At 39.7% G+C, this 25,076-nt stretch carries 23 protein-coding genes and 1 other RNA gene; 21 read left to right on the plus strand and 3 right to left on the minus strand.

Going from position 1 to position 25,076, the window contains the following annotated elements:
- Positions 1-2 precede the first annotated feature (2 nt).
- The 15 genes from EXH44_RS09755 (at position 3) to EXH44_RS09825 (ending at position 15,344) form a co-directional block, all read left to right on the plus strand.
- Positions 3-764, plus strand: a complete 762-nt coding sequence (locus EXH44_RS09755) for a hypothetical protein (protein WP_162857316.1) — start codon at positions 3-5, stop codon at positions 762-764.
- Positions 754-1,590: an SIR2 family NAD-dependent protein deacylase gene (locus tag EXH44_RS09760; protein ID WP_162857317.1), complete on the plus strand. Its 837-nt coding sequence runs from the start codon at positions 754-756 to the stop codon at positions 1,588-1,590. Before EXH44_RS09755 ends, EXH44_RS09760 begins: the two co-directional genes overlap by 11 nt.
- Before the next feature lie 26 nt (positions 1,591-1,616).
- Positions 1,617-2,456: an SIR2 family NAD-dependent protein deacylase gene (locus tag EXH44_RS09765; RefSeq protein ID WP_162857318.1), complete on the plus strand. Its 840-nt coding sequence runs from the start codon at positions 1,617-1,619 to the stop codon at positions 2,454-2,456.
- Between the two features lie 54 nt (positions 2,457-2,510).
- Positions 2,511-3,620, plus strand: a complete 1,110-nt coding sequence (locus tag EXH44_RS09770; RefSeq protein WP_162857319.1) for an LbetaH domain-containing protein — start codon at positions 2,511-2,513, stop codon at positions 3,618-3,620.
- A gap of 1 nt (position 3,621) precedes the next feature.
- Positions 3,622-4,269, plus strand: coding sequence for a hypothetical protein (locus EXH44_RS09775; protein WP_162857320.1), 648 nt, complete (start codon positions 3,622-3,624; stop codon positions 4,267-4,269).
- Positions 4,270-4,703: 434 nt separating this feature from the next.
- Positions 4,704-6,182 (plus strand): RNA ligase, encoded by a 1,479-nt coding sequence (locus EXH44_RS09780; protein ID WP_162857321.1) that lies wholly within the window; start codon positions 4,704-4,706, stop codon positions 6,180-6,182.
- 54 nt (positions 6,183-6,236) lie between these two features.
- The gene (locus EXH44_RS09785) at positions 6,237-6,902 is read left to right on the plus strand and encodes a metallophosphoesterase family protein (RefSeq protein ID WP_162857322.1); all 666 of its coding nucleotides are present in this window, start codon (positions 6,237-6,239) and stop codon (positions 6,900-6,902) included.
- A 62-nt stretch (positions 6,903-6,964) separates the two neighbouring features.
- Positions 6,965-7,343: RNase P RNA component class A (gene rnpB, locus EXH44_RS09790), an RNA gene on the plus strand.
- A gap of 110 nt (positions 7,344-7,453) precedes the next feature.
- The gene (locus EXH44_RS09795; RefSeq protein WP_162857323.1) at positions 7,454-8,095 is read left to right on the plus strand and encodes a DUF1007 family protein; all 642 of its coding nucleotides are present in this window, start codon (positions 7,454-7,456) and stop codon (positions 8,093-8,095) included.
- Positions 8,086-9,072 (plus strand): nickel/cobalt transporter, encoded by a 987-nt coding sequence (locus tag EXH44_RS09800; RefSeq protein ID WP_162857324.1) that lies wholly within the window; start codon positions 8,086-8,088, stop codon positions 9,070-9,072. The genes EXH44_RS09795 and EXH44_RS09800 overlap by 10 nt, the downstream gene beginning before the upstream one ends.
- 99 nt (positions 9,073-9,171) lie before the next feature.
- Entirely contained in the window at positions 9,172-10,620 is a 1,449-nt protein-coding gene (locus EXH44_RS09805; protein ID WP_162857325.1) for an alanine/glycine:cation symporter family protein, read from the plus strand.
- A gap of 228 nt (positions 10,621-10,848) precedes the next feature.
- Positions 10,849-12,786, plus strand: coding sequence for a TonB-dependent receptor plug domain-containing protein (locus tag EXH44_RS09810; protein ID WP_162857326.1), 1,938 nt, complete (start codon positions 10,849-10,851; stop codon positions 12,784-12,786).
- Between the two features lie 36 nt (positions 12,787-12,822).
- On the plus strand, positions 12,823-13,623 hold the full coding sequence (locus tag EXH44_RS09815) for a substrate-binding domain-containing protein (protein ID WP_162857327.1): 801 nt from the start codon (positions 12,823-12,825) through the stop codon (positions 13,621-13,623).
- The gene (locus EXH44_RS09820) at positions 13,616-14,596 is read left to right on the plus strand and encodes a FecCD family ABC transporter permease (RefSeq protein WP_162857328.1); all 981 of its coding nucleotides are present in this window, start codon (positions 13,616-13,618) and stop codon (positions 14,594-14,596) included. The genes EXH44_RS09815 and EXH44_RS09820 overlap by 8 nt, the downstream gene beginning before the upstream one ends.
- The gene (locus tag EXH44_RS09825; RefSeq protein ID WP_162857329.1) at positions 14,589-15,344 is read left to right on the plus strand and encodes an ABC transporter ATP-binding protein; all 756 of its coding nucleotides are present in this window, start codon (positions 14,589-14,591) and stop codon (positions 15,342-15,344) included. The genes EXH44_RS09820 and EXH44_RS09825 overlap by 8 nt, the downstream gene beginning before the upstream one ends.
- Positions 15,345-15,348: 4 nt before the next feature.
- On the opposite strand, the gene EXH44_RS09830 is transcribed toward EXH44_RS09825, so the two are convergent.
- The 3 genes from EXH44_RS09830 to selD all read right to left on the minus strand — a co-directional run bounded on the left by EXH44_RS09830 (position 15,349) and on the right by selD (position 19,139).
- The gene (locus tag EXH44_RS09830) at positions 15,349-16,755 is read right to left on the minus strand and encodes a YcjX family GTP-binding protein (RefSeq protein ID WP_162857330.1); all 1,407 of its coding nucleotides are present in this window, start codon (positions 16,753-16,755) and stop codon (positions 15,349-15,351) included.
- Between the two features lie 10 nt (positions 16,756-16,765).
- Positions 16,766-17,965, minus strand: a complete 1,200-nt coding sequence (gene ubiH / locus EXH44_RS09835) for a 2-octaprenyl-6-methoxyphenyl hydroxylase (protein WP_162857331.1) — start codon at positions 17,963-17,965, stop codon at positions 16,766-16,768.
- 130 nt (positions 17,966-18,095) lie between these two features.
- A complete protein-coding gene (selD, locus tag EXH44_RS09840) occupies positions 18,096-19,139 on the minus strand; it encodes a selenide, water dikinase SelD (RefSeq protein WP_162857332.1) in 1,044 nt (347 codons plus the stop codon).
- Between the two features lie 132 nt (positions 19,140-19,271).
- Between selD and EXH44_RS09845 the strand changes: the two genes are divergently transcribed.
- The 6 genes from EXH44_RS09845 (at position 19,272) to rsmA (ending at position 25,065) form a co-directional block, all read left to right on the plus strand.
- Complete coding sequence (locus tag EXH44_RS09845; RefSeq protein ID WP_162857333.1) at positions 19,272-19,706, plus strand: type II toxin-antitoxin system RatA family toxin; 435 nt, start codon at positions 19,272-19,274, stop codon at positions 19,704-19,706.
- Positions 19,696-19,992: an RnfH family protein gene (locus EXH44_RS09850; RefSeq protein WP_135673087.1), complete on the plus strand. Its 297-nt coding sequence runs from the start codon at positions 19,696-19,698 to the stop codon at positions 19,990-19,992. The genes EXH44_RS09845 and EXH44_RS09850 overlap by 11 nt, the downstream gene beginning before the upstream one ends.
- Positions 19,993-20,142: 150 nt before the next feature.
- The gene (gene der, locus EXH44_RS09855; RefSeq protein WP_162857334.1) at positions 20,143-21,657 is read left to right on the plus strand and encodes a ribosome biogenesis GTPase Der; all 1,515 of its coding nucleotides are present in this window, start codon (positions 20,143-20,145) and stop codon (positions 21,655-21,657) included.
- A 12-nt stretch (positions 21,658-21,669) separates the two neighbouring features.
- Positions 21,670-23,097 (plus strand): bifunctional D-glycero-beta-D-manno-heptose-7-phosphate kinase/D-glycero-beta-D-manno-heptose 1-phosphate adenylyltransferase HldE, encoded by a 1,428-nt coding sequence (gene hldE / locus EXH44_RS09860; protein ID WP_162857335.1) that lies wholly within the window; start codon positions 21,670-21,672, stop codon positions 23,095-23,097.
- Between the two features lie 67 nt (positions 23,098-23,164).
- On the plus strand, positions 23,165-24,103 hold the full coding sequence (locus tag EXH44_RS09865; RefSeq protein WP_162857336.1) for a peptidylprolyl isomerase: 939 nt from the start codon (positions 23,165-23,167) through the stop codon (positions 24,101-24,103).
- Between the two features lie 95 nt (positions 24,104-24,198).
- Positions 24,199-25,065, plus strand: a complete 867-nt coding sequence (gene rsmA, locus EXH44_RS09870; RefSeq protein ID WP_162857337.1) for a 16S rRNA (adenine(1518)-N(6)/adenine(1519)-N(6))-dimethyltransferase RsmA — start codon at positions 24,199-24,201, stop codon at positions 25,063-25,065.
- The last annotated feature ends 11 nt before the right edge of the window (positions 25,066-25,076 follow it).

Genomic DNA, 25,076 nt, shown 5'->3' on the forward strand with positions numbered 1-25,076 from the left:
ATATGGAAACAAAATCAAATTTTTATGTGTATGTGCTAATCGATCCTAAACAGCCTGAACAGATTGCTAAAGTTGGATATGGCAAACATTTCTCTGTGATGCTTCAAGCGAAAGGCACATATCCTAATTTTTATGATCCCCCTTTTCATTATTATATTTTAAAACAGAACTTAACCAGAAAAGAGGCAAAAGAAGCGGTTGCTTTACTTAATTCGTTACTTTCATTGGTAAAAAGTTTGCCTGATCCTACCGCTATGAAAACTTGGCTTAACCAGTTAGATGTCAGTCAAGAATATGTGCCAGAAGAATTAATTCATATTCCATTATTTTTAGAACACCTTATTTATTTAGTTGAACAAAATGAGATGGAAAATGCATTTATTCATCTTCATTGTGAACAAAAAATTAGAACGCTTAAACTTTTTGCCAGTAAATATCAATGGGAAATAAAACGTATTGATATTACTTATGGTGAAAATAATTCAAAAGCCATTTATTTGATTTCAGGACAAAATCTTCAGCAATATATTCCAAAACTTGCAAATTACTTTAATGAAAAATATCTCATTTCACCAATAAACAAACAAACGATTTATGATTATTTTAATCAACTTAGCGAGCAGACATTTCAAGCGGTGATTTCTTGTCAAAAAATAGTTGTACCGCCCCCAGTCAATATTATGGGTGCTTGGGCGAGAGATACTGTGATAAATAGTCATTTACGCAAAATGGAAAGAGGAGAAATATTTAGTTATGAAAAATGATCTTAATTACGCCGTTGAACTTATTCGCAGAGCGAATGGTATTTTGATTACTGCTGGGGCAGGAATGAGTGTGGACAGTGGTCTGCCTGATTTTCGCAGTGTAGGCGGTTTGTGGAATGCTTATCCGCCACTTGAAAAATTCGGGTTGTCCTTTAGCGAAATTGCGACACCTAAGATCTATCTTGAACAGCCCGAACTTGCCTATTGGTTTTTTGCTCATCGTCTAAAAAGTTATCGAGAAACGCCGGCTCATCAAGGCTATCACATTTTAAAACGATGGGCAGAGCAGATGGAACACGGTTATTTTGTGTTTACTAGCAACGTGGATGGGCATTTTCAGCAAGCCGGATTTGATGACAAGCGGATTTATGAAGTACACGGTTCTTTGCACCGAATGCAATGTTTTTACAACTGCCAAGATAAAACGTGGCGTTCAGATAATTTTCAGCCTGAAGTGGATAATGAAAAATGTTTACTTTTAAGTGAAAAGCCAACTTGCCCTGATTGTCACGGTATGGCTCGTCAAAATGTGATGATGTTTGACGACTATCTTTATTGCGATCATTTCTACGAAACCAAACTGGAGGCGTTACAAAAATGGCTAAAACAAGTGGAGCGATTAGTGGTGGTTGAATTGGGGGCAGGCAAGGCGATCCCAACGGTTCGGCGGTTCTCAGAGCGGACAGCAAAACAGAAAAAAGGTGGCTTTATTCGTATTAACCCCCTTGATGCAGGTGTTCCGAAAATGCATTTTTTAAGTTTGGAAATGAAGGCACTGGATGCATTAGTGGCGATTAATGAGCAACTAAACAAGCGGTCAGATTAACCCTAAATTTTGCAAAGGTAGCCCAAATGACAATTTCAGAACAGATCAAACGTTGTGCAGACTTAATTCAAACTGCCGATAGCTTATTAATTACCGCAGGGGCTGGAATAGGTGTGGACAGCGGTCTGCCCGATTTTCGTGGAAAAAATGGCTTTTGGCGAGCTTACCCTATGTTTGAAAAACGTAACATCACCTTTGAAGCCTTGGCAACGCCACGACTATTTATTGAAAATCCACGCCTTGCTTGGGGCTTTTATGGTATGCGATTAAAGCAGTATCGAGAAACTACGCCACATCAAGGTTTTCAGATTTTGAAAAAATGGGCGGATAAGTTACCGCTTGGAGCTTATATTTTTACCAGCAATGTTGATGAGCAATTTCAAAAAGCAGGGTTTCCGCCTAATCGGGTGCAAGAATGTCACGGCTCTATTTATATGATGCAATGCCTGAAAAAATGTCGTGACGATATTTGGCTTGCTACGGAATTTCTTCCTGAAATTGATGAAGAAGCCGGCTTATTAACGAATGAGCTACCGACTTGCCCACATTGTCAAGGTTTGGCTAGACCGTGGATTTTGATGTTTGATGATTATGATTGGATCAGCAAGCCTTGCGATTGGCAAAATATGTATTTTCACGAATTTTGGCTACCTAAACCCCAAAAATTAGTGGTTATTGAAATTGGAGCTGGAACGGCTATTCCAACAGTGCGTAACTTTTCTAACCGCATTGCCAGCTTGAAAAATGCTCCACTTATTCGGATTAACCCTGATTTTCCAAATGTATTTCAAGCACAGCATATTGGTTTAAAAATGGGTGCGTTGGACGCATTGCGGATGATTGATGAAACCATAGGGAAATTGTAGGAAGTCATTTGTAAAAAAATTACACAATCAGACCGCTTACATTAAGGAAAAGAGATGAAATATCGATTAACAGAAAATGTGATTGAGTATGAAGGGAAAAGACTTTTTCAAATTCAAGCAGTAAAAAATTTCCAAGCAGATCAATGGTATATTCAAGCAGGGGAACTTGGCGGATATGTGGAAAGTGAACGAAACTTATCACAACAAGGCTCTTGTTGGTTAATGAAGAGAAGCAAAGTGATGGATAATGCATCAGTATCAGGAAATGCTTATGTCAGTGGTTCGTCGGTCATTTCGGGCAATGCACAAGTATTTGATAATGCAAAGATAGTGGGTAGCTCTAAAGTGACAGATAATGCCAAAGTGTATGGCAGTGCGTTTATTATGAACTGCGAAATTGTTGGTGATGATGCTCAAGTTTTTGAATTTGCAGTGATTGCAAAAGCTGTCAGTGTTGTCGGCTCGGCTAAAATTTATGGGAATGCTGAAATTGATAGCTTTGCAAAAGTAGGTGGCGAATGTGAAATTTTTGATCATGCTCTTATTAAAAATCAGGCGAATGTGAGTGGTAAAGCTCGTATTTTTGGAAAAGCGATTATTCAAGATGACGTGCATATTTGGGATAACGCCGTTATTTGTGATGCTACGATAAGAGAAAAAGCAAAAATTTCAGGGAATGCAAGGGTTATTGGGAATGTGATTGATATTTGTGGGAGTGTTGCATTGTCTGATGATGCATTTATTCAATCACAATCTGATTTTATTTATATTGAAAAATTTGGTTTGTTTGAAACAGGATTAACAATATTTAACACAGAAAATGGTTTTAAATTTCGATATGCAGGCAAAGCTTTTAATGCAGAGCAATTCATTGTGAGTAGTCATAAAGCTATTGAAGAATATCAGTTTTTTATTGATGTAATAAAACAAAGTAAGCAGAAAGAAAAGATAATGAGTGTCACAAATATTGGTATGCATACATTGTTACAATATCCTAAATCTTGCGTCACTCATTTTTATAAAACAGATCAAAACATTGAAATTAAGTTTGAACTTAAGAGTCACAAAATGGAATATGAAGCAGAATATTTTATTAATGAGATGAAATTAAATATAGAAACATTAGAGAACTTATTAAGTTTGATTAAAAACAGGAAGATGTAAAATGGCTAAATTTTATTTTCAAAAAATGATTGCAGAAAAATTGCTAAATCATCCCGCTTGTAAAGAATGGGGACTTATTGCTACTTTTAAACATAATCGTGTGGAAGTTCGTTCAATCTATTGGAGCTCACCACTTTCTTTAGTATTTATTCAACATTCTAAATTTCAATTTGAAATGAGCTTAGCTTGTGAATTTGAACATAAAATTTATGGAAAATGTTTCGATCATCTATTAAATGAAGATTGTTATATTAGAAAAACAGAAAAAGGTTATTTTTGTGAGTTTGATGTAGAAAATAAATATTATGCAGATATAGAAACTTTATTAATGGAACATCAAATTAATATAGTGATTAATTTTTTAGAGAAATATGGCTTCTGCCTTAGATTGCAATATTGGGTAAAAGACGGAATACATCACGCTTTTTTAGAAAATGAAAATACGGAATTTCAGAATGAGAAATTAAGAAAACTGGGATGGGTACAGTGTTATGGTTATGCTTGTTATACAGATGATGAGTTGAAATCTTTTATTTCTCAAGATATGTTGGAAAGTAAGGAAATAACAATTTCTGGGGTACAAAGGAAGTATAGGTTAGGGTATAAAAGAGCTATGAGACTAGTTGAGTATTTTAGAAATGCTAATTAACGTTTTTCGATGTAAAAATATGGGTTAATTATCCGTTAATTTATTCAAATCAATATTTAAAGCGGTGAAATTCGTGAAGTGATTTACAAACTTCATCGCTTTATTTTTTTATTTTATTATTATTTTTTGTACGACATATCTTGTCGCGATACTCAATAAAATACTATTGAAAAATAAGATAATCCCTAGAATTTTGCAACAGTCGTTCTCTTACGTCGTTTTGTGCTATCTGAGAATAACGGTGGCTAAAACTGAGGGTGAGACTAAACAAGACTTGCTATTTTTTAGAGTAGAGTGTAAATTTTGATCGTCCGATCAAAATTTACACCTCAAACTAACCACATGATTCCTAACTAAACCTTTAGGAAATAGGTGGATGCCTTTCTATTTGGTATCAAATGTTAATTTCAAAATAATATAATTAAGGATTGATTATGCAAAAACTCATAATCATTAGAGGTCATTCAGGTTCTGGGAAATCGACTTTTGCTCAACAAAAAATCAGTGAATTTAAAGCGGAATATCCGGATGCTTATGTTTATCACATTGAAAATGATAAATATCTTATTAAAGATGGGCAGTATTATTGGACACCTTTTCATTTTAAACAGGCAAAACAACAGGCTGAACAAGAGCTTAAAGAGGCATTTCAGTTTGCCAAAAATCATCAAGATGTGGATGTGCTTATTGTGATTAGCAATGTGGGGGCAAAAGCGAATGTTATTCGTGGTTTTATTAATAAAGCCCAAAAGCAAGATATGCAAAGCGAAGTGTATCGAATGCAGAATTTTTTCCCGAATGTGCATAATGTGGATAAAATCCAAGTTTATTCTATGTTCATTGAAATTTGTCAGCGTCCTATCGCAGAAGAGATTTTAGTGCCTGCTGTTCAGTCGATGACGGAAGAAGATAAAGGTGTTATTGATAAAATGCGTGCCTTTTCAGCGAAAAATTTGCCTAAAAATGAGCAATACAATAGCTATGTCACGTTAGATTATTTGCAATTTATGCGTTCAAAGAAAACATTTACCGCCAAAGTATCTCGCTTATATCCTGAATTGACGGTGCTTAAATATAGTCGTGAAACCTTTTATAACAATCAATGGGATTTAGCGTTGTTAGAGATGCGTGGCTTGGTGATGGATGCTTATGGCCATCTTATTGTGCGTCCGTTTAAAAAATGTTTTAACTATTCAGAACGAAAAGAGCGGAACAGTAAATTTCCTTTGCGTTTGGGTGATGATGCTCAAGTGAAAGCGGTGGTTAAGGTCAATGGTTTTTTAGGTTGTTGTACTTACGTGGAATTGCCTGCAGATCATCCGAGCTATCAAGCAGAGTTTGATCGAAAAGTGATTTTTTCGACAACAGGCAGTTTAGATAGTGACTTTGCGAAATTAGTTGAAAAACATTGTGCTAAACATGAGCTTTTATTTAAAGCCTATCCAAATAAAACGTTTTTATTTGAAGTTTGTGATGAAAGTGATCCGCATATTATTAAAGAAACCTTGGGGGAAACGTTAATTGGCTGTGTTGATGTGAAAACGGGTGAACAATATAGTGAGCAATGGTTAGATGAAATTGCGTTGCAGTACCAACTTAAACGTCCATTAACATTGCCAACGATGACCTTTGCTGAGTTAAAAGCTGAGTTGTCTAAGGTTAAGCATGAAGGGTTTATGGTATTTTCCAGCGAAGATGAGTTGCTTTTTAAACTCAAATCTCCCTACTACTTAATTTCTAAATTATTAGGGCGAAGTTCTGAAGAAAACCTTGCCGGTCGGTTGGATAAACGTAAAGTCAGTGAGGAGTATTTTCCATTAATTGAGCATATTCAGGAAAATAAAACGATGTTTAACGCCTTAGACGAACAGCAAAAAATTCAATATGTACAAGACTTTCTTGCTCATATTTGAAAATGGTAACAGTAAAATGACCGCTTGTGTTTTTTAAGTGGGAAAGGATAAATTATGCAAAAAATATTTTTTACTTCTGATCTCCATTTTCATCATCAAAATATTATGAAATTTAGCCCTACTTTTCGGGCGTTTTCTTCCGTTGATGAAATGAATGAAACATTAATTACTTATTGGAATGAAACTGTATCTTCTCAGGATGTTGTGTATAACTTGGGTGATCTGAGTTTTAGTCCGAAGTTCGATAAAATTATCTCGATATTAGACCGCTTGAATGGTGAACATCATTTTATTTTGGGTAATCATGATCCGTTAATTGAAGAAAAGCGTGAGCTATTATTAACACAGAAAAAGGCTGATGGGCATCCGCTTTTATCCAGTATTCAGGATTATAAGCGAATAAAATTATCTAACGGCAAAATGGCAATGTTATTTCATTATCCGATTTTTGAGTGGCAAGATTGCCATAAAGGGGCTTATATGCTACATGGGCATATTCATGATCGAGTTGCTCATGTGGCAGGTAAAATTCTCAATGTGGGTTTTGATTTACATGGGAAATTTTTAACCGAAGAAGATATTGAATATTATCTCTCTGATTTGCCAAAGAAAAATCATTTTGGCGGTTCGGAAAATGAATATCAAACGGTCAGTGATTTAATCCAAAATCAACGGGATTTGAAAGCCTATTTACATCCGTCTAATCGGAAATTGTACTAAAGTAGCGGTGACAAGCGGTCACTTCTTGGCAAAAGTGTGCAAATCCGCTATACTTGCCCGTCTGAGTTGGTTAGACAATCGCTGGTTTATTGAAGCCCTTAACCGTAGCAATACGACCTAGTGGGACAAGTAAACGAGAGGAAAGTCCGAGCTACACAGGGCAGAGTGCCAGATAACGTCTGGGAGGCGCGAGCCTACGACTAGTGCAACAGAGAGCAGACCGCCAGTTTCGGCTGGTAAGGGTGAAAGGGTGCGGTAAGAGCGCACCGCGTGAGTGGTAACATTTCACGGCACGGTAAACTCCACTCGTAGCAAGACCAAATAGGAATCCAACGAGTTGCCCGCTTGGGATTCGGGTAGGTTGCTTGAGCGTATGTGTGAATATACGCCTAGAGGAATGATTGTCCACGACAGAACTCGGCTTATCGACCGACTCAGCCTAATTTTTAAGAGCGAACAGATTTTGTCTGTTCGCTTTTTTGTTGGAACAAAACGTCCCCGTGAAAGTCTGATATAATGATTTTAAAATGATTTCATTATAAGGATTTCAAATGCTTAAGCGTTTTTTTATCGGCACTATTTCGTTATTACTCTCTTTTTCTGTATTTGCCCACCCACATTCTTTTCTTGATATGAAAAATAAAGTGTTAATTCAACAAGATAAGCTGGAGGGCTTTGAGTTACATTGGACGCTTGATGAAATTACTTCGGCGGAACTGATCTATGAGATCAATAGCAGTAGCGATAAAAAGCAAGCGACAGATAAAATCTTAAAAGAGCTAGATGAATCTGCGGTAAGTACCCATTATTTTAGCGAACTTTATAATCAGCAAAATGAGCCGATTAAGTTTAAAGCCAAACCGCATAACTCGTCCGTTGAAATTCAACATAATCGCATTATTTACCACTTTACTTTGCTACTGGCTGAACCTAAAGCGGTAAAAGGGCAATCATTCCGCTTTTTTACCTTTGAGCCAAGTTACTATTTAGCGATGAATTACGAAAAAGCGAGTGATGTCAGTAGCACCGAGCAAAATCTTTGTAAAGTCGAGATGATTGAGCCGACGGTAAATCAATCTTTGCGGTTGTATGCGTCGAAATTAGATAAAAATGAAACCCCTGATATGCCTGCAGAACGTGGCTTGTCTTTAGGCGCACAGTTTGCTCAGAAGGTGAGTATTGTATGTCAATAAAGGCAAAATATTGGGTTGGGATAGCGGTCGGATTGGTGGCACTTTTTGCGATTTATCAGGCTTATCCCTATCTCTTATTTCAAGTCAGCGAGTGGCAGAGGGAATTTAATTTTGCCCTTTCGGGAGCGTTAAATCGTCTGAACGAAAACCAGCAACAGGCAGGACTGACCTTAATGGCGGTGAGCTTTATCTATGGCGTGTTTCACGCCGTTGGTCCAGGTCACGGTAAGTTTATTCTGACCAGCTATCTCTCTTTTGAACAAACCAAACTGCCACAAGCGGTGAAAATCACGTTGTTGTCTGCGTTAGTGCAAGGCTTGGTGGCGATTGGGTTAGTGACTATCATTGTGGTGATTTTTACCCTTTCTCGTAGCTATTTTAATGTGGCGTTAAAATGGGTTGAGCGAGGTAGTTTTGCGGTGATGGTGTTGTTTGGCGTTTATTTTTGTTATCAAGCATGTAAAGCATTCTTTTTCCAAACGAAGCCAAAAAGTTTTACCATTAAAAAATTGCAAAAAAATAGCGAAAAGTCACCGCTTGTTATGACTCCAGTTCATCAACATGATGAACATTGTGGCTGTGGTCATAAACATTTGCCAAGTTCGTCCGAAATAGCAACCGCAACGGATTGGAAAAGTACGCTGATGTTGATTTTTAGCATTGGCTTACGCCCGTGTTCAGGGGCGATTTTAGTGTTGTTTTTAGCTTATACCTTGGATTTGTACCTGTGGGGTGTGGCTTCGGCGTTATTAATGGCAGTAGGAACGGGAGTAACCCTTTCTCTATTTGCTTGGATTGTGCTATTTGCTCGTGAAAAAGCGGTCAAAATGGGGTGTTGGTATCTCTCTATTTCTACTAATAAACAAATATCGTATTTCGGAAAACTGTTGGTCGGAGTTGTTTTGATTATCTTCGGAATTACCTTATTTCACAGTAGTTTACTGGATACTAGCCAAAATTTGTTATTTAAACGTTAGTTTTCCATTAACTTTTTTTATTGAACTAATTAAAAAATCTTTTCAAAAAATAAAAAATCATTAAAATGCAGACTTTATTTTTAAATGAGGTCTTAAATAATGGAAAGCATTGTTTCATTGTTCGAAAGCGTTCTTAAGTGGATTGTTGATACCATCGATGGTCCACTTTGGGATATTACAGTTCTTACCCTTTTAGGTGTCGGTTTATTCTTTACCATTACCACAGGTTTAGTCCAATTACGTTTATTACCGCGTAGTATGCGTGAAATGTGGTCTGGCCGTGCGTCAGAAGGGGATTCTTTAACACCATTCCAAGCCTTTGCAACAGGCTTAGCAAGCCGTGTGGGCGTGGGTAACATTGGTGGTGTGGCTACGGCTATCGCATTAGGCGGACCAGGTGCGGTGTTCTGGATGTGGATCACAGCGTTAATTGGTATGAGTAGTGCATTTGCAGAGTCATCATTAGCACAAGCATTTAAAGTTCGCGATCCAAACGGTATGTTCCGTGGCGGTCCTGCTTATTATATTAAGCGTGGTTTAAAAGCCTCTTGGCTTGCGATTGCGTTTGCGATTACTTTAATTTTTACCTTCGGTTTTGCATTCAATGCGGTTCAAGCAAACTCTATCGTTGAAGCAACGCGTAATGCGTGGGAATGGGATCCGCATTATGTTGGAATTGTGTTAGTGATTGTGACTGCGGCGATTATCTTTGGTGGGGTTAAACGTATCGGTCAGGTTTCAGCGAAAGTTGTGCCGATGATGGCATTATTCTACTTAATTATGGCGGTGATCATTTTAGGGATGAATATTGAGCGAGTGCCTGAAGTCTTAAATAAAATTATTACAAGTGCATTTGACTTTTCTGCAATGGCAGGCGGTATCTTTGGTTCATTATTCTCTCAAGCGATGTTAATGGGGATTAAACGCGGTTTATTCTCAAATGAAGCAGGTATGGGTTCTGCACCAAACTCAGCGGCAACGTCAGATGCAAAACACCCTGCAAGCCAAGGCTTAATTCAAATGTTAGGTGTATTTGTGGATACTATTGTTGTTTGTACTTGTACTGCGATTATCATCTTGATGTCTAATGATTATGGTAGCGAATCTTTACGTGGTGTCTCTTTAACCCAAAAAGCGTTAGAGTTCCATGTAGGTGAGTTTGGCTTACACTTCTTAGCCTTTATTTTATTGTTATTCTGCTACACTTCAATTATCGGTAACTATGCTTATGCAGAAAGCAATATTCGCTATATCCGTAACAAACCAAGTTTCGTATTAGCATTCCGTTTAATCGTGTTATTTTTCGTTTACTTCGGTGCAGTGCGTGATGGCGGTATTGTATGGGCATTTGCAGATACCGTAATGGCATCCATGGCGATGATCAACTTAGTGTCTATCGTTCTATTGGCACCGATTGTTTGGGTTATCTTAAAAGACTACCAAAAACAAATTAAAGCAGGTGTAGAGCAACCTGTATTCAAAATTGAAGATCACCCAGAGCTTATTCGCCGTGGTGTTGATCCATTAATTTGGAAATCAAAAGAGTAATTTCTCACAGTCAGACAAGCGGTCAGTTCTATTCAAAAATCTGCAGAATTTTTATCGGAACTGACCGCTTGTTTTATCTCGTTTATAGATTGAATATGAATATCTTTCATCTTTGTTGATAAAAATATTCAGCTATCTTTTCCTTATTCTAGTAACTACAACCGCTTTTTCTCATAGGATTTTGTGTATAATGCCTTTGTTTTAGGTCTTTTATACTAGGAATCCAATATGAAAAAAAATCTTATCACAACATCTCTTTTACTCGCATTGCCAACCTTGGCTTTTGCACAAACTGAAACATCAAAAGCAGAGTTAGACACAGTAACTGTCTATTCCGCATACGCAACGCCCGTAAACCAAGACAAAACAGCTTCTTCCGTTACCGTTTTAACGGAAAAAGATTTTGCAGAGCGTAATGCGACTTATGTCAGTGATGTGTTGAAAACTGTTCCGAGTGTAGTAACTAGTGTTTCAGGTGGTCGTGGAACCTTAACCAATTTCTATTTGCGAGGTGCCGATGCAAACCATACGGCTGTGCTCATTGATGGTGTAAAAGTTAATCCTGTGACAGGATATGGCTTTGATTTCGGTGGTTTAAGTTTAAGCAATATTGATCGCATTGAAGTATTACGTGGCGAACAATCTGCGTTGTGGGGCAGTGATGCAATGGGAGGAGTGATCTATATCACAACGAAGAGCGGTTTATATAAAGATAAGCCGTTTAATGTGGACTTTGATTTAGGCACAGGTTCGCACGGAACTTATGATGGTTCAGCGACGATTTCAGGTTATAACAATGGCTTCTATTATGCGTTGAATGGAAATAGCCATCGTACCCGAGGTATTTCAGCGTTAAGTTCAAATACATTCCGCTACACAGCCCAAAACGGAACAGGGGTTGTAACAGGTGGCGCGAAAGAGCGTGATAAATTTCATCGTGATAATGCTTCATTACGTTTAGGATATGACGATAATCAAAAAGGTGTAGAAGTTTTGGCTTCTCATTTCTCGCAAACAGCACATTATGATGGCAGTTTAGCGGGAGAAACCTCTTTTGATGATTATACTCGCACCCGTGAAACCTTGTTCAAATTAAGCGGTTATCTAGGGAATGAACAGGAATTATTTAAACAGAAAGTGAGTGTCAGCCACGTTAAAACCGATAGTGATACGATCAGTTCTTGGGCTAGTGCTTATGATGCTAAAAAATTAAATGCAAATTATCAATTAGATATTAACTTTGATCGTGAAGGTCCGGTAAATCAAGCGGTCAGTATTTTAGGCGAATATCAACAATCAAAATATGATTCAACCTCTTACAATGATGAAAAAAGCTTAGTAGAGAAGAGTATTGCTACCGAATATCGTTTATTTACAGAAGATGATCACAGCCTTTCAATTAGCGGACGTTATACAGGGAACTCTGAATATAAAGATGCGTTTACAGGGCGTATTTCAGGTGCTTATCGCTTATCTCCAAACTTCCGTGCTCACGCGAGTTTTGGCACAGCAATTCAAAACCCAACAATGACGGAATATTATGGTTATTCAGGCAGTTATGTAGGAAACCCAAATTTAAAACCGGAAAAAAGCCGTGGTGGAGATGTTGGTTTACTTGTGGAAAGTAATGATAAACATCACTCTCTTGACTTAACGTACTTTGCCCGTAACGTGAGTAATTTAATTAGTAGTGAAGTACTTGATTTTACAACTTATCGCTCTCGAGCTATTAATATAGAGGGTACTAGCCAAATTCGAGGCTTAGAAATTGCCTACAATGGTAAATTGGCAGATCGCTTAACGGCTTATGCTAACTACACTTACACTCAAGCCAAAGATAGTAAAAAAGCGGAATTAGTTCGCCGTCCGAAACATCTTGCGAACGTAGGCTTAGCGTATCAAATTACGGAGAAATTGGGTTCAAATGTTAATGTTTCATATGTTGGAAAACGGGTTGATACCTATTTTGATGAATTAACCTATGCTTCTTCTCGGGTTAAAATGCCATCTTATACATTAGTTAATTTGGGTGTAAATTATCAATTAAGCAAAAACTTGAATGTTTATGCGAATTTAAACAACTTATTTGATAAAAAATATGAAAATATTATCGGCTACGGACAAGACGGTCGTAACGTTTACGTTGGCTTAAAAGGTAGTTTCTAACATTAATGGGGCTAATATGATTAGCCCCTATATTTTATGAAAAAAACGCTTACATTTTTAACCACACTTCTCTTGCCGTTTACAACGGTTTTTGCACAGGAACAGTTCGTATCGCTTACGCTTTGTAGCGATCGCCTACTGGCTGAAATTGCTCGCCCTGAACAAATTGTGGCGATGTCGCCTTATTCCAAAAATCCGTTGATGATGTTAGATAAACTCAATCACGACAAACCTACGCTCGAACCGCAACTCAGCCAGTTACTGCCTTATTTAGATAAAACCATGCTGATTAACGAACTGTTTTATCCGCAACTGGTGGCAGAACTCAAACAACTTGGCGTAAAAATTCTCCCCATCAACGACAGCCCACAAACACCCGAACAGCTTTTTGAATTGATTTTGCAATTGGGGAAATTGACCGATAATCAAACCAAAGCAGAGCAACTGATTACCCAATTAAAACCGCAAAATATGAAGCTAAATCAACCGCTTACCGATACGCTGATTTTGTCGGATACTGGCGTGGTGGATACGCAACAACCGAATTACCAAACCTTATTGCAACTTTTAGGTTTAACGCCATTAAAAACCGCTTTAACCCCACAAAATTTCTCGCTCGAAAAAGTGGTATTAAGCCAACCGAACATTTTAATTTCCTTGACGGATAAACAAGGTTACAACGAACAAGCAGAGCTACTCACACACCCACTTCTGCAAAACTATTTCAAGAATCGACCGCTTGTTACAATCCCGTTAAAATACACTTACTGCTTTGATCATGGCATTTGGCAGGGAGCAGAAAGGATTTATCAACAGTTAAAGGGAAAAAATGAATAAAATCGCCAGATTAAACGCCGCACTTTTGCTCTTGCTTCTGGCTATTATCAGCCTAGCAAGTTGGTACGACCTTAACGATTTTTCAGCGTTGAAAAATGCCGAAGGAATTGTGACGGATATGCGACCGCTTGTGTTGTGGGATATTCGTCTGCCACGGATTTTACTTGCTGTGCTAACAGGGGCAAGTTTGGCAGTGGCTGGCAATGCAATGCAGGGGATATTTCAAAATCCGCTGGCAAGCCCGGGTTTGTTGGGGAGTGCAAACGGGGCAACGACCGCCAGTGTTTTTATCCTGTACTATTTTTCCGCTCCCTTTACCTTGTTGCTGATTGGTGGTGTGCTAGGGGCGTTGTTGAGCTTTTTGTTAGTTTATTTGATCGCCAAAAATTACGGTACAACGATGATGATTTTAAGCGGTTTGGCGGTCAATATGCTACTGGGTTCAGCGATTGCCTTGTTGCTGTCTAACGCTGAAAGCCCTTGGGCGTTGGCGGAACTTTACCGCTGGCTACAAGGCTCGTTGGTATGGGCGAAATTAGATATCTTATTGATTTCATTACCGATTATCCTGTTGGGATTACTCTGTCTTTATCAACAACACCGTTACCTTGATTTGCTCACCTTTGGCGAAGAAACTGCAAGCACAATGGGCATAGACCCCAAACGTAGCTTTTTCATCACCACCTTTGGTGTCGCATTATTAGTTGGGGCAACCATTCCGCAAACAGGAACAATCGGCTTTATCGGCTTAATTGCACCGCACTTGGCTCGTATTATCCTGAAAAAACGCCCATCACAGCTTTATCTTACAAGCGGTCTAATCGGGGCATTAATTTTACTGATCGCTGATCTCTGTATTTTATATTTGCCGTTCTTTTCCCATATTTATGTGGGAACGCTGACAGCAATCATCGGCGCACCGTTCTTGATTTGGATTTTATTAACACAGCAACGGAGAATGGCAAATGATTAAACTGGAAAACGTCAGCCTTGCATTTGGTTTATCCAACATCAGTTGTCATGTTTCTCAAGGCAAACTTATCGGCATTATGGGGGCAAACGGGGCAGGGAAATCTACCTTATTGAAAAGTATCGCAGGGATCTTACCGCTGACAAGCGGTGAGATTTGGCTCGGAAATTGCAAATTATCTGAAATGACCGCCAAACAAAAAAGCGAACAGCTTGCCTATTTTGCTCAAAATACTCAAATTCATTGGGATTTATCCGTTTATGACGTGATCGCACTGGGTTTAACTTCGCCCACAAAAAACGAGCAAGCAAAAGTGCGGTCGGTTTCCGAACAATTTTCTATCTCTCATCTACTTGAAAAGCCGTTCCAACAACTTTCAGGTGGCGAAAAAGCTCGGGTACAACTGGCTCGTTGCTGTATCAAACAAGCTCCATTATTGCTCGCCGATGAACCCATTGCTCCGTTAGATCCCTATTATCAAATTGATATGATGGAACAGCTTAAAGCCCTCACACCGCAGAAAACCTGTGTGGTGGCAATTCATCACTTAGATTTAGCCTACCGCTTTTGTGACGAAATTATTTTGCTTCACCAAGGGAAAATTATTGCGAGTGATCAAACTGCCCGAGCTTTAACCTCAGATAATTTGAGAATAACCTTTGGTATAGAAGCTGTGATTGATAAACAGAATAAGCAAATTACATCTATTCAGAAATATCATCCAAATGATAAAAAATGTAGTTCTACATAGCTTATTAATCAAATCGATCTGCGAGCAAAAACTGCAATACAGCGTCCATTCTTAAATGGGGGAGCGGCTGATCAAAGTCGATTTTTTTCGGTTCAAACTGGTCAAACTCAAAGCGGTGATTTTGCCAGTAATTGATGTCAGGTAAACGGTTTGGAACGCTACCTGGGTAGAGAGTGACCAGTTTTTTATCACTAGAGCGAACCCCACGGATCGCTTTGAAACTTTGTCCGTTTTGTGTGGCGATCACAGGCTCGGTCGCTCGGATAGCGGAAATCGCTTGGTAGCCTGTGTCAATGCCTTCAAATTCAGAGTGTCGCCCCCCTTCTTGCACTAATTGTCGCATTAAGCTTTCTAAATTCGGTAGCTGGTCGCTGGTGATATGATCGGCTTTGGTGGCGATAAACAGTAACTTGTCGATATTTGATGAAAATAGGCGACTAAAGAGTGAGCGGTTGCCATAATGGAAATGTTTAAATAGCTGTTGTAAGCCTGTTTTCATTTCAATAAAGGCTTGGTGGCTGTGATTTAGTGGGGTAAGGCAATCCGCTAAGATCACTTGGCGGTCAAACTGTGAGAAGTAATCTTCATAAAATGGTTTGACGATTTTTTGTTGATAGTGGCGATAGCGTTTTTTCAGGGTGTGAAAAATGCTATGTTCAGGGCTTTTTTCTAGTTGTTCCCATTCATTTTCGCTTAAATCAAGCAGGGGGAAGAACTGATAAACAGGCGCACCCCGTTCGGTATTTGGCAGGACAAATCGCCCGGGTTGGATATATTGCATTCCAACTTCTTTGCATTTGAGTAGGTAAGCGGTGTAATCTTCACTTAATTTTGCAAGCTGGTTTTCGTCCGTTTTGGCGGTGAGATCGAGTTGTTTTACTTGAGTAAGCCAAGCCTGTGCTAACTCTGCCCGTTCGCCTTTGTGTACTTGCTGTTGATGTTGCGACCACTCTTTGAAACTTTGGGAGAGTAGCGGTAAATCTAATAACCATTCCCCTGGGTAATCAAAAATATCGAGATAGAGTGTACTCGTTTCTTTGAGATGGCGAAGTAGGCTATCACGGCGTTGGTAGCGGATCGCAAGGCGAATTTCGCTGATCCCTGTGGTAGATGGACACCACGTTGGCGGTTCGTTCTCAAAACAGTGGCGGTTTTTGTCGTATTCAAAACGGGGAATGGTGAGATCGTGCTGTTCTACTCGTTTTACGGAAAGAATTTGTCCGTTTCGAGCAGGAGCAAATAGGTTTAAGTGGGCGTTGTCGCCTGTGCCGATGTGTAGCAGTTGATCGACAAAACTGGTGATGAATGCGGTTTTCCCACTGCGACTTAAGCCTGTTACGGCAAGGCGTAGGTGGTTGTCTAAACCACGTTGTACGAATTTGTGTAATTGATGTTGAATTTGATTAAACATATACTGAAAATTACCAGCCTAATGCTTTATGAGCAACGGCATTGCGAGCGGGTGAAAAATGAGATAAACCAAATAGGGCAAGGTTGCGAGCGACTTGCATAGGCAAAAATTCGCAACCAAAAATCGAAATTAGACCGCTTGTGCTTTGCATAATTCGGGCTTGGTCGGCTTGGCGGTGTTGTTCAAACTGTTGTAACCATTTTGCTTCGCCGAAATCTTCGCCTTGAGCCAAGGCTTGACCGACAAGGGTTGCCAGTTCAAACAGATCTCGCATTCCGAGATTGAACCCTTGCCCTGCCACTGGGTGTAGCAACTGGGACGCATTGCCGACAATGGCTAAACGGTGGTGAATATGGCTTTCGCTTTTTTGCGAAGAAAGGGGGTAAACAAACCGCTTGCTGACTTGTAAAAATTTGCCGAGCTTCCAGCCGAATTGTTGTTGCAAGGCGTATAAAAAGTCGCTGTCTGACATTGCCATTGCGTCTGTTGGATCTTCCATACACCAAACCAGCGACATCATTTTTTCATTGAGTGGCAATAAGGCAAAAGGCCCTTGCTTCGTGAAACGTTCAAAGGCGTGGTTTTGGTGTGGTTCAGACAGGATAACATTGGCGATAATGGCGGATTGTTGATAATCCTTGATAAATTGGGTGGTTACGCCACATTGTTGGGCAACTTGAGATTGAATGCCGTCACAGGCAACTAACAATTTGGACGTTAATTGTGTTCCGCTATTTAGGGTAATCTGGCATTGCTGTTCTGTGCGTTCGATATGGGAGACGGTATCAGGGCAGAATAGCTGAATGTTGGGGTGCTTGGCGATTAATGCGGTCAGTTGCTCGCCCAGTTTGGCGAGTTCCACCACCACACCTAATTCGGATAAGCGTAATTCGTCGGCTTTTAAGGTCGTTTTGCCGAAATGTCCTTGATCTGAAACGTGAATTTGTTTGATAGGGGTTGCAATACGGTAAACCAGTTGAGCTAAATTTTGCTCCGTGGCAAGCGGTCGAATTTGAGCTAATTTTTGCAAACTGCCGTAAGCAAGGGCGATTGAACGTGCGTCAAAACCGCCTTGTTCTGCATAGTTTGGCGTATTTTTTTCTACGATTGCAATTTGCAGTTGGTGTCCGCTTACCGAACTTAACGCTAAGGCAAGTACAGAACCAGTCACCGCACCGCCGACAATCACCACATCAATGTTTTGTTTCATTTGGGGGCTTCTCCAAAACTTACTTCCCCCTTTGAAAAAGGGGGATTGAGGGGGATTTAACAATCTGGATATTTCACCTTGCCTAATAAAATCTCCCCTAGCCCCCCTTTTTCAAAGGGGGGAATTATTACTATTTTACCTCAATCAATGCCTTACCACTTTCCGCTTTCAATAATCTACCGACAGGGTAAAGGGCGACATTGGCATTGTTTGCAATTTGTTTCACACTTTCGACCGCTTGTGGCTTAACGGCAATTAATAAACCACCTGACGTTTGCGGATCGCACAAAATCGCTTTTTGTTCATCACTTAACGGCGAAATCAGATGTCCGTAGCTGTCGAAATTACGGGTCGTTCCGCCTGGGACAGCCCCTTGTGCGATATACTCTTTGACACCGTCTAAGGTTTGGATTTGATCGAAATAAACTTCGGCACGCAAGTTTGAACCTTGGCAGATTTCCGTTAAGTGTCCGAGTAACCCAAAACCTGTGACATCGGTCATTGCCGTGATCTCATCGACTTTGGCAAATTCAGCGCCGACCAAATTCATCTGACACATCACATCTCGTGCTAAATTTTGATGTTCAGGTTTTAATTTACCCTGTTTTTCCGCCGTAGTGAGTACGCCGATCCCAAGCGGTTTCGTGAGATATAAATCACAGTCTGCTTGTGCTGAAGCGTTCTTTTTCACTTGCTCGGTGGAAATAATCCCTGTGACCGCTAAACCAAAAATAGGTTCAGGGGAGTCAATTGAGTGTCCGCCAGCTAACGCAATGCCTGCTTGTTGGCACGCAAAACGACCGCCATCAACAATTTTTTGTGCAACTTCGGCAGGTAACTTATTGATTGGAAAGCCTAAAATTGCAATCGCCATAATCGGTTTACCGCCCATTGCAAAAATATCACTGATTGCGTTAGTTGCAGCAATTCGCCCGAAATCAAAAGGATCGTCCACAATCGGCATAAAGAAATCTGTGGTGCTGACAATGCCGACACCATTACCGATGTCATAGACAGCCGCATCATCTTTGGTTTCATTACCGACTAATAAATTCGGGTCGATAAACTTCGCCTGTTCTATGTGTAGAATTTGTTCAAGCACTTTCGGGGAAATTTTACAGCCACAGCCTGCACCGTGACTATATTGTGTTAAGCGAATGGGTTCGTTTTGCATAGTTGCCTCTCTGTTCTTATTTAACCTAAATAAAGATTACGAGATTGTACTCTTATTTGTAAAAAATTGACAGTAACCGACCGCTTGTAACTGTGGTAAACTATTGGTATTTTTTAGTAACTTGAACATATTATGCCAACAGTCAATCAATCCGCCCTTGTGCCTTATAGTGCTGAACAGATGTATCGCCTTGTTAATGACTATGAAAAATATCCGCAGTTTTTATCAGGCTGTGTGGGGGCAACGACCTTAAGTTTAGGCGACAATGAGCTCAATGCAGAATTAGTCATTCAAAAATTAGGGATTAGCCAACGTTTTAGCACTCATAATACGATGATTCCCAATGAAAAAATCACCATGGAATTATTAAATGGACCATTCAAATATTTACAGGGAGCTTGGACTTTTCAGCCGTTTGATGAACAGAGTTGCAAAATCAGCCTAAATTTAGAATTTGAATTTTCAAGCCCGATGATTGGTATGGTGTTTGGCAAAATTTTCAATGAATTAACGCTCAAAATGGTGAATGCGTTTAAACAGCGAGCAAAAGAGGTGTATGGTGTCTGATACGCAAAAAATCGTGGTGGAAGTGATTTACGCTTATCCTGAAAAATATTTTTATAAGAAAATGGAATTAGACAATCCACTTTCCATTCAAAATGTGATTTTGCAATCGGGCGTATTGCAAAAACATACGGAAATTGACTTGCGAGAAAATAAAGTCGGTATTTTCAGCCGCCCTGCGAAATTAACAGATATAGTGGAAAATGGTGATCGTATTGAAATCTACCGCCCGTTGATTGCCGATCCTAAAGAGATTCGACGCAAACGGGCGGAAGAGCAGAAGAAGTAAATATTCTCTCGAACCTGTAAAATTTTAGTGAAATCTCACCGCTTGTGGTGAGATTTCGTATTTTATCTTTCCCGATATTTTGCAATTTAGGCTATAATACCGCAATTTTGCGTAAGATGTTCGCAAACCGATTTTAAATGAGGTTGTAATATGACTCCTGTTGTTGCCCTTGTGGGCAGACCTAACGTAGGAAAATCCACGTTATTTAACCGCTTAACTCGCACCCGTGATGCGTTAGTGGCAGATTTCCCTGGCTTAACCCGTGACCGTAAATATGGTCACGCAAATATTGCCGGACACGATTTTATTGTGATTGACACGGGCGGTATTGATGGCACTGAAGAAGGTGTCGAAGAGAAAATGGCGGAACAGTCGCTATTAGCGATTGAAGAAGCAGATGTAGTGCTATTTTTAGTTGATGCTCGTGCTGGGTTATTACCTGCGGACGTAGGTATTGCACAGTATTTGCGTCAGCGTGATAAAACCACTGTGGTGGTGGCAAATAAGACTGACGGCATTGATGCTGACTCACATATTGCGGAATTTTATCAGTTAGGTTTAGGTGAAGTAGAGCCAATCGCTGCAGCACAAGGGCGTGGTGTGACACAACTAATCGAACAGGTTTTAGCTCCCCTTGCGGAAAAATTAGAAGCACAAGCGGTCGATTCTGATGAAAATGTTGCAGATGATGAACAAGATGAATGGGATAGCGATTTTGACTTTGACAACGAAGAAGACACAGCGTTATTAGACGAAGCGTTAGAAGAAGATCAGGAAGAAGCTGACGATAAAAACATTAAGATTGCCATTGTAGGTCGTCCAAATGTGGGTAAATCGACACTGACTAACCGTATTTTAGGTGAAGAACGTGTGGTGGTTTACGATATGCCGGGGACGACGCGTGATTCGATTTATATCCCTATGGAACGTGATGGACAGCAATATACCATCATTGATACCGCAGGGGTGCGTAAGCGTGGTAAGGTGCATTTAGCGGTGGAGAAATTCTCGGTGATTAAAACCTTACAGGCGATCCAAGATGCGAATGTGGTTTTATTGACGATCGATGCTCGTGATGGTGTGTCTGATCAGGATTTATCGCTTTTAGGCTTTATTCTTAATGCAGGTAAGTCGTTGGTGATCGTTGTCAATAAATGGGACGGTTTATCACAGGATATTAAAGATAATGTGAAATCAGAGCTTGATCGCCGTTTAGATTTTATTGATTTTGCACGAGTGCATTTTATTTCCGCACTACACGGTAGTGGTGTGGGCAACTTATTCAGCTCAATCCAAGAAGCCTATCAATGTGCGACGAAGAAGATGACGACATCAATGCTAACCCGAATTTTGCAGTTAGCGACAGATGATCATCAGCCGCCGTTAGTAAATGGTCGCCGTGTGAAATTAAAATATGCTCACCCGGGTGGTTATAATCCGCCGATCATTGTGATCCATGGTAATCAAATTGAGAAATTACCTGACTCTTATAAGCGTTATTTGTCGAACTATTTCCGTAAGAGTTTGAAAATTATTGGTTCGCCGATCCGAGTGTTGTTCCAAGAAGGAAACAACCCATTTGCAGGTAAGAAGAATAAATTGACCCCAAGCCAGTTGCGTAAACGTAAACGCTTGATGAAATTTATTAAGAAAAGTAAAAGATAAGAGATTGAAGTTATGATGATGCAATATTCTCCGCAATTTAACAATGCAAAAGTATTGGTGCTTGGCGATGTGATGTTAGATCGCTATTGGTTCGGTTCAACTAACCGTATTTCGCCTGAAGCCCCTGTGCCTGTTGTCAAAGTTCAGGAAAATGAAGATCGTGCAGGTGGAGCGGCAAACGTGGCAATGAATATTGCAAGCCTGAACGTACCTGTCACTTTGCACGGTTTAGTCGGTAATGATGATGCAGGGCGAGCGTTGGATAAACTATTAAGCGAACATCGTATTCAAAATCAATGTGTTGCGGTAGATTCTCACCCAACGATCACTAAATTACGCATTCTTTCTCGCCATCAGCAATTATTGCGTTTAGATTTTGAGGAAGGTTTCCATAATGTAGATTGCCAAGCGTTACTTGCAAAATTAGCAGCAGAAATTACCGCTTACGGTGCGTTAATTTTGTCTGATTATGGCAAAGGGACGCTTGATGCCGTTCAGCAAATGATTCAAATTGCACGCCAAGCAAATGTGCCTGTGTTAATTGATCCGAAAGGCACAGATTTTGAGCGTTATCGTGGGGCAACACTGCTTACGCCAAATATGTCTGAATTTGAAGCGGTTGCAGGACATTGCAATGATGAAGATGAAATTGTGGCTAAAGGTTTAAAAATGATAGCCGATTTCGATTTATCGGCATTGCTGATTACTCGTTCAGAAAAAGGGATGACCTTACTTCGTCCAAATCAAGATCCATTCCATTTACCAACCCAAGCGAAAGAAGTTTATGATGTAACAGGGGCTGGTGATACGGTAATTAGTGTGTTAGCGACTGCGATTGCAGACGGTCGTTCTTTAGAAGAAGCGTGCTATTTAGCGAATGCGGCAGCTGGAATTGTGGTGGGTAAATTAGGGACATCAACCGTTAGCCCAAGTGAACTGGAACAGGCGATACATCAACGTGCCGAAACAGGCTTTGGAGTGGTGTCTGAAGCAGAGTTGAAAGCAATTATTCAACAATCAAAAACACGTGGTGAAAAAATCGTAATGACTAATGGTTGCTTTGATATTCTTCACCCAGGACACGTTTCTTACCTTGAAAATGCACGTAAGCTAGGTGATCGTTTGATTGTTGCAGTAAATACTGATGAATCTGTAAAACGTTTAAAAGGTGAAAGTCGTCCAATTAATGATTTAGATGCACGTATGGCAGTGCTGGCTGGGCTTGCCTCGGTCGATTGGGTTGTGCCATTTGGTGAAGATACACCACAACGTTTAATCGGTGAAATTTTGCCTGATTTATTGGTAAAAGGCGGCGATTATAAGCCGGAAGAGATTGCAGGTAGCCAAGAAGTTTGGGCAAATGGTGGTGAGGTTCGTGTGCTAAACTTTGAGAACGGTTGTTCGACCACGAATGTGATTAAGAAAATTCAATCTTTGTGAACCTTTTGCTAAAATAGTCTTCTAAGTAGCAGGAATTTTTTATCTACAATATTCATAGGAAATTAAAATGAAGTTTACACAAGTAAAATCATTATTTATCGCAGGTTTTGCTTTATTTGCATTTTCTTCAGCTAATGCTGAAGAGCGAGTAGTCGCAACAGTGGATGGTTATCCCATTATGCAGAGCCAAGTAAAACAGGCTTTGGGTAAAAAAGCGAATACAGAAGCAAATCGTAAGGTGGCGTTAGATGCGGTAATTGATGACTTTGTCGTCCAGCGTGCAATCCAAGAGTCTGGTATCAAGGTAAATTATGCTTATGTCGATCAGATGATTGAAAATATTGCGGCTCAGAATGGATTAACCTACGGTCAATTACTTGATGCTTTAGATTATCAAGGTATTAGTTTGAACCAATACCGTCAACAACTGGCTCATCAAATTTTAATGGAACAAGTTCGCCAACAAAGTATTGGCAAAACAATCCAAGTTGAGCCACAACAGGTACAATCTTTAGCGAAAGAGCTCTTAGATAAAGCCAAAACATCAGGAAAATTAAAAACGGTAACAGGTACTGAACACCGCGTTAGCCACATTTTAATTAAGACGACACCAATCTTAAATGATGCTCAAGCTAAAGCAAAATTAGCGTCAATTGTGGCGGATATCAAAGCGGGTAAAACGACTTTTGAAGAGGCGGCAAAAGCAAATTCTGTGGACTACGCATCAGGCGCTGATGGCGGTGATTTAGGCTTTAATTTCTTAGATGTCTATGATCCAGGCTTTGCTAAAGTTGCACAAAAGAGCAAAGTTGGTGTGATTTCTGCACCATTTAAGTCTCAGTTTGGTTGGCATATTTTAAAAGTGACAGATACTCGTCAAGGTGATCGTACTGAAGATGCTTATTTACAGAAGGCTTATGAGCAACTTGTTGATAAACAAGCGCAAGCAGCATCAAAAGACTGGGTAAAAGCATTAAGAAGTAAATCTGACGTAAAATATTTCTAATTGATTTAAAAATAAAGAGCCTCGCTTATGCGGGGTTCTTTGCTTTATTTAATTTGTAAAAAATTGCGGTAATCTAACCGCTTGTAAGGTAATTAATGAGTTCAAATTCAAAAAAACATTTAGGGCATACAGCCCGTAAACGCTTTGGTCAAAACTTTTTACACGACCAAAACGTGATTCATAGTATTGTGGCGGCAATTAATCCGCAAAAAGATCAGTTTTTATTAGAAATCGGTCCAGGTTTAGGGGCATTAACCGAGCCTGTGGCAGATCTTGTTGATCATTTAACGGTGGTTGAGCTAGACCGAGATCTAGCAGAACGCTTACGTCATCACCCTTTTTTACACCAAAAATTAACTGTGATTGAACAAGATGCGTTGCGTTTTGATTTCCGAGCCTATTTTGATAGCCTAGCGTTAAATGGTAAAGCGGTCAAAGTGTTTGGTAACTTGCCTTACAACATTTCAACTCCGTTGATGTTCCATCTCTTTAAGTTCCACGACTTAATTCAAGATATGCACTTTATGTTGCAAAAAGAGGTAGTGAAACGTTTATGTGCGGCTCCAAACAGCAAAGCATATGGACGTTTAACGATTATGGCGCAATATTATTGCCAAGTGATGCCTGTGTTAGAAGTGCCACCGACGGCATTTAAACCAGCTCCAAAAGTCGATTCTGCGGTCGTTCGTTTAGTACCTTATAAAACGTTACCACATCCAGTCAAAGATATTTATTGGTTAAATCGTGTGACGACGCAAGCCTTTAATCAACGCCGTAAAACATTACGCAATGCACTTTCTACCTTGTTCAGTGCAGAGCAATTAGAAGCACTTGGGGTAGATTTGAATGCACGGGCAGAAAACTTATCTTTAGCAGATTATGCTCGATTAGCAAACTGGCTATGTGATAATCCGCCTGAACAACCCAATAATGAAATTGAATTTATTGATATAGAAAATTAATGAGAGAAGGA

It is taken from the genome of Actinobacillus indolicus (genome assembly GCF_004519515.1).
Classification (GTDB): domain Bacteria; phylum Pseudomonadota; class Gammaproteobacteria; order Enterobacterales; family Pasteurellaceae; genus Glaesserella; species Glaesserella indolica_A.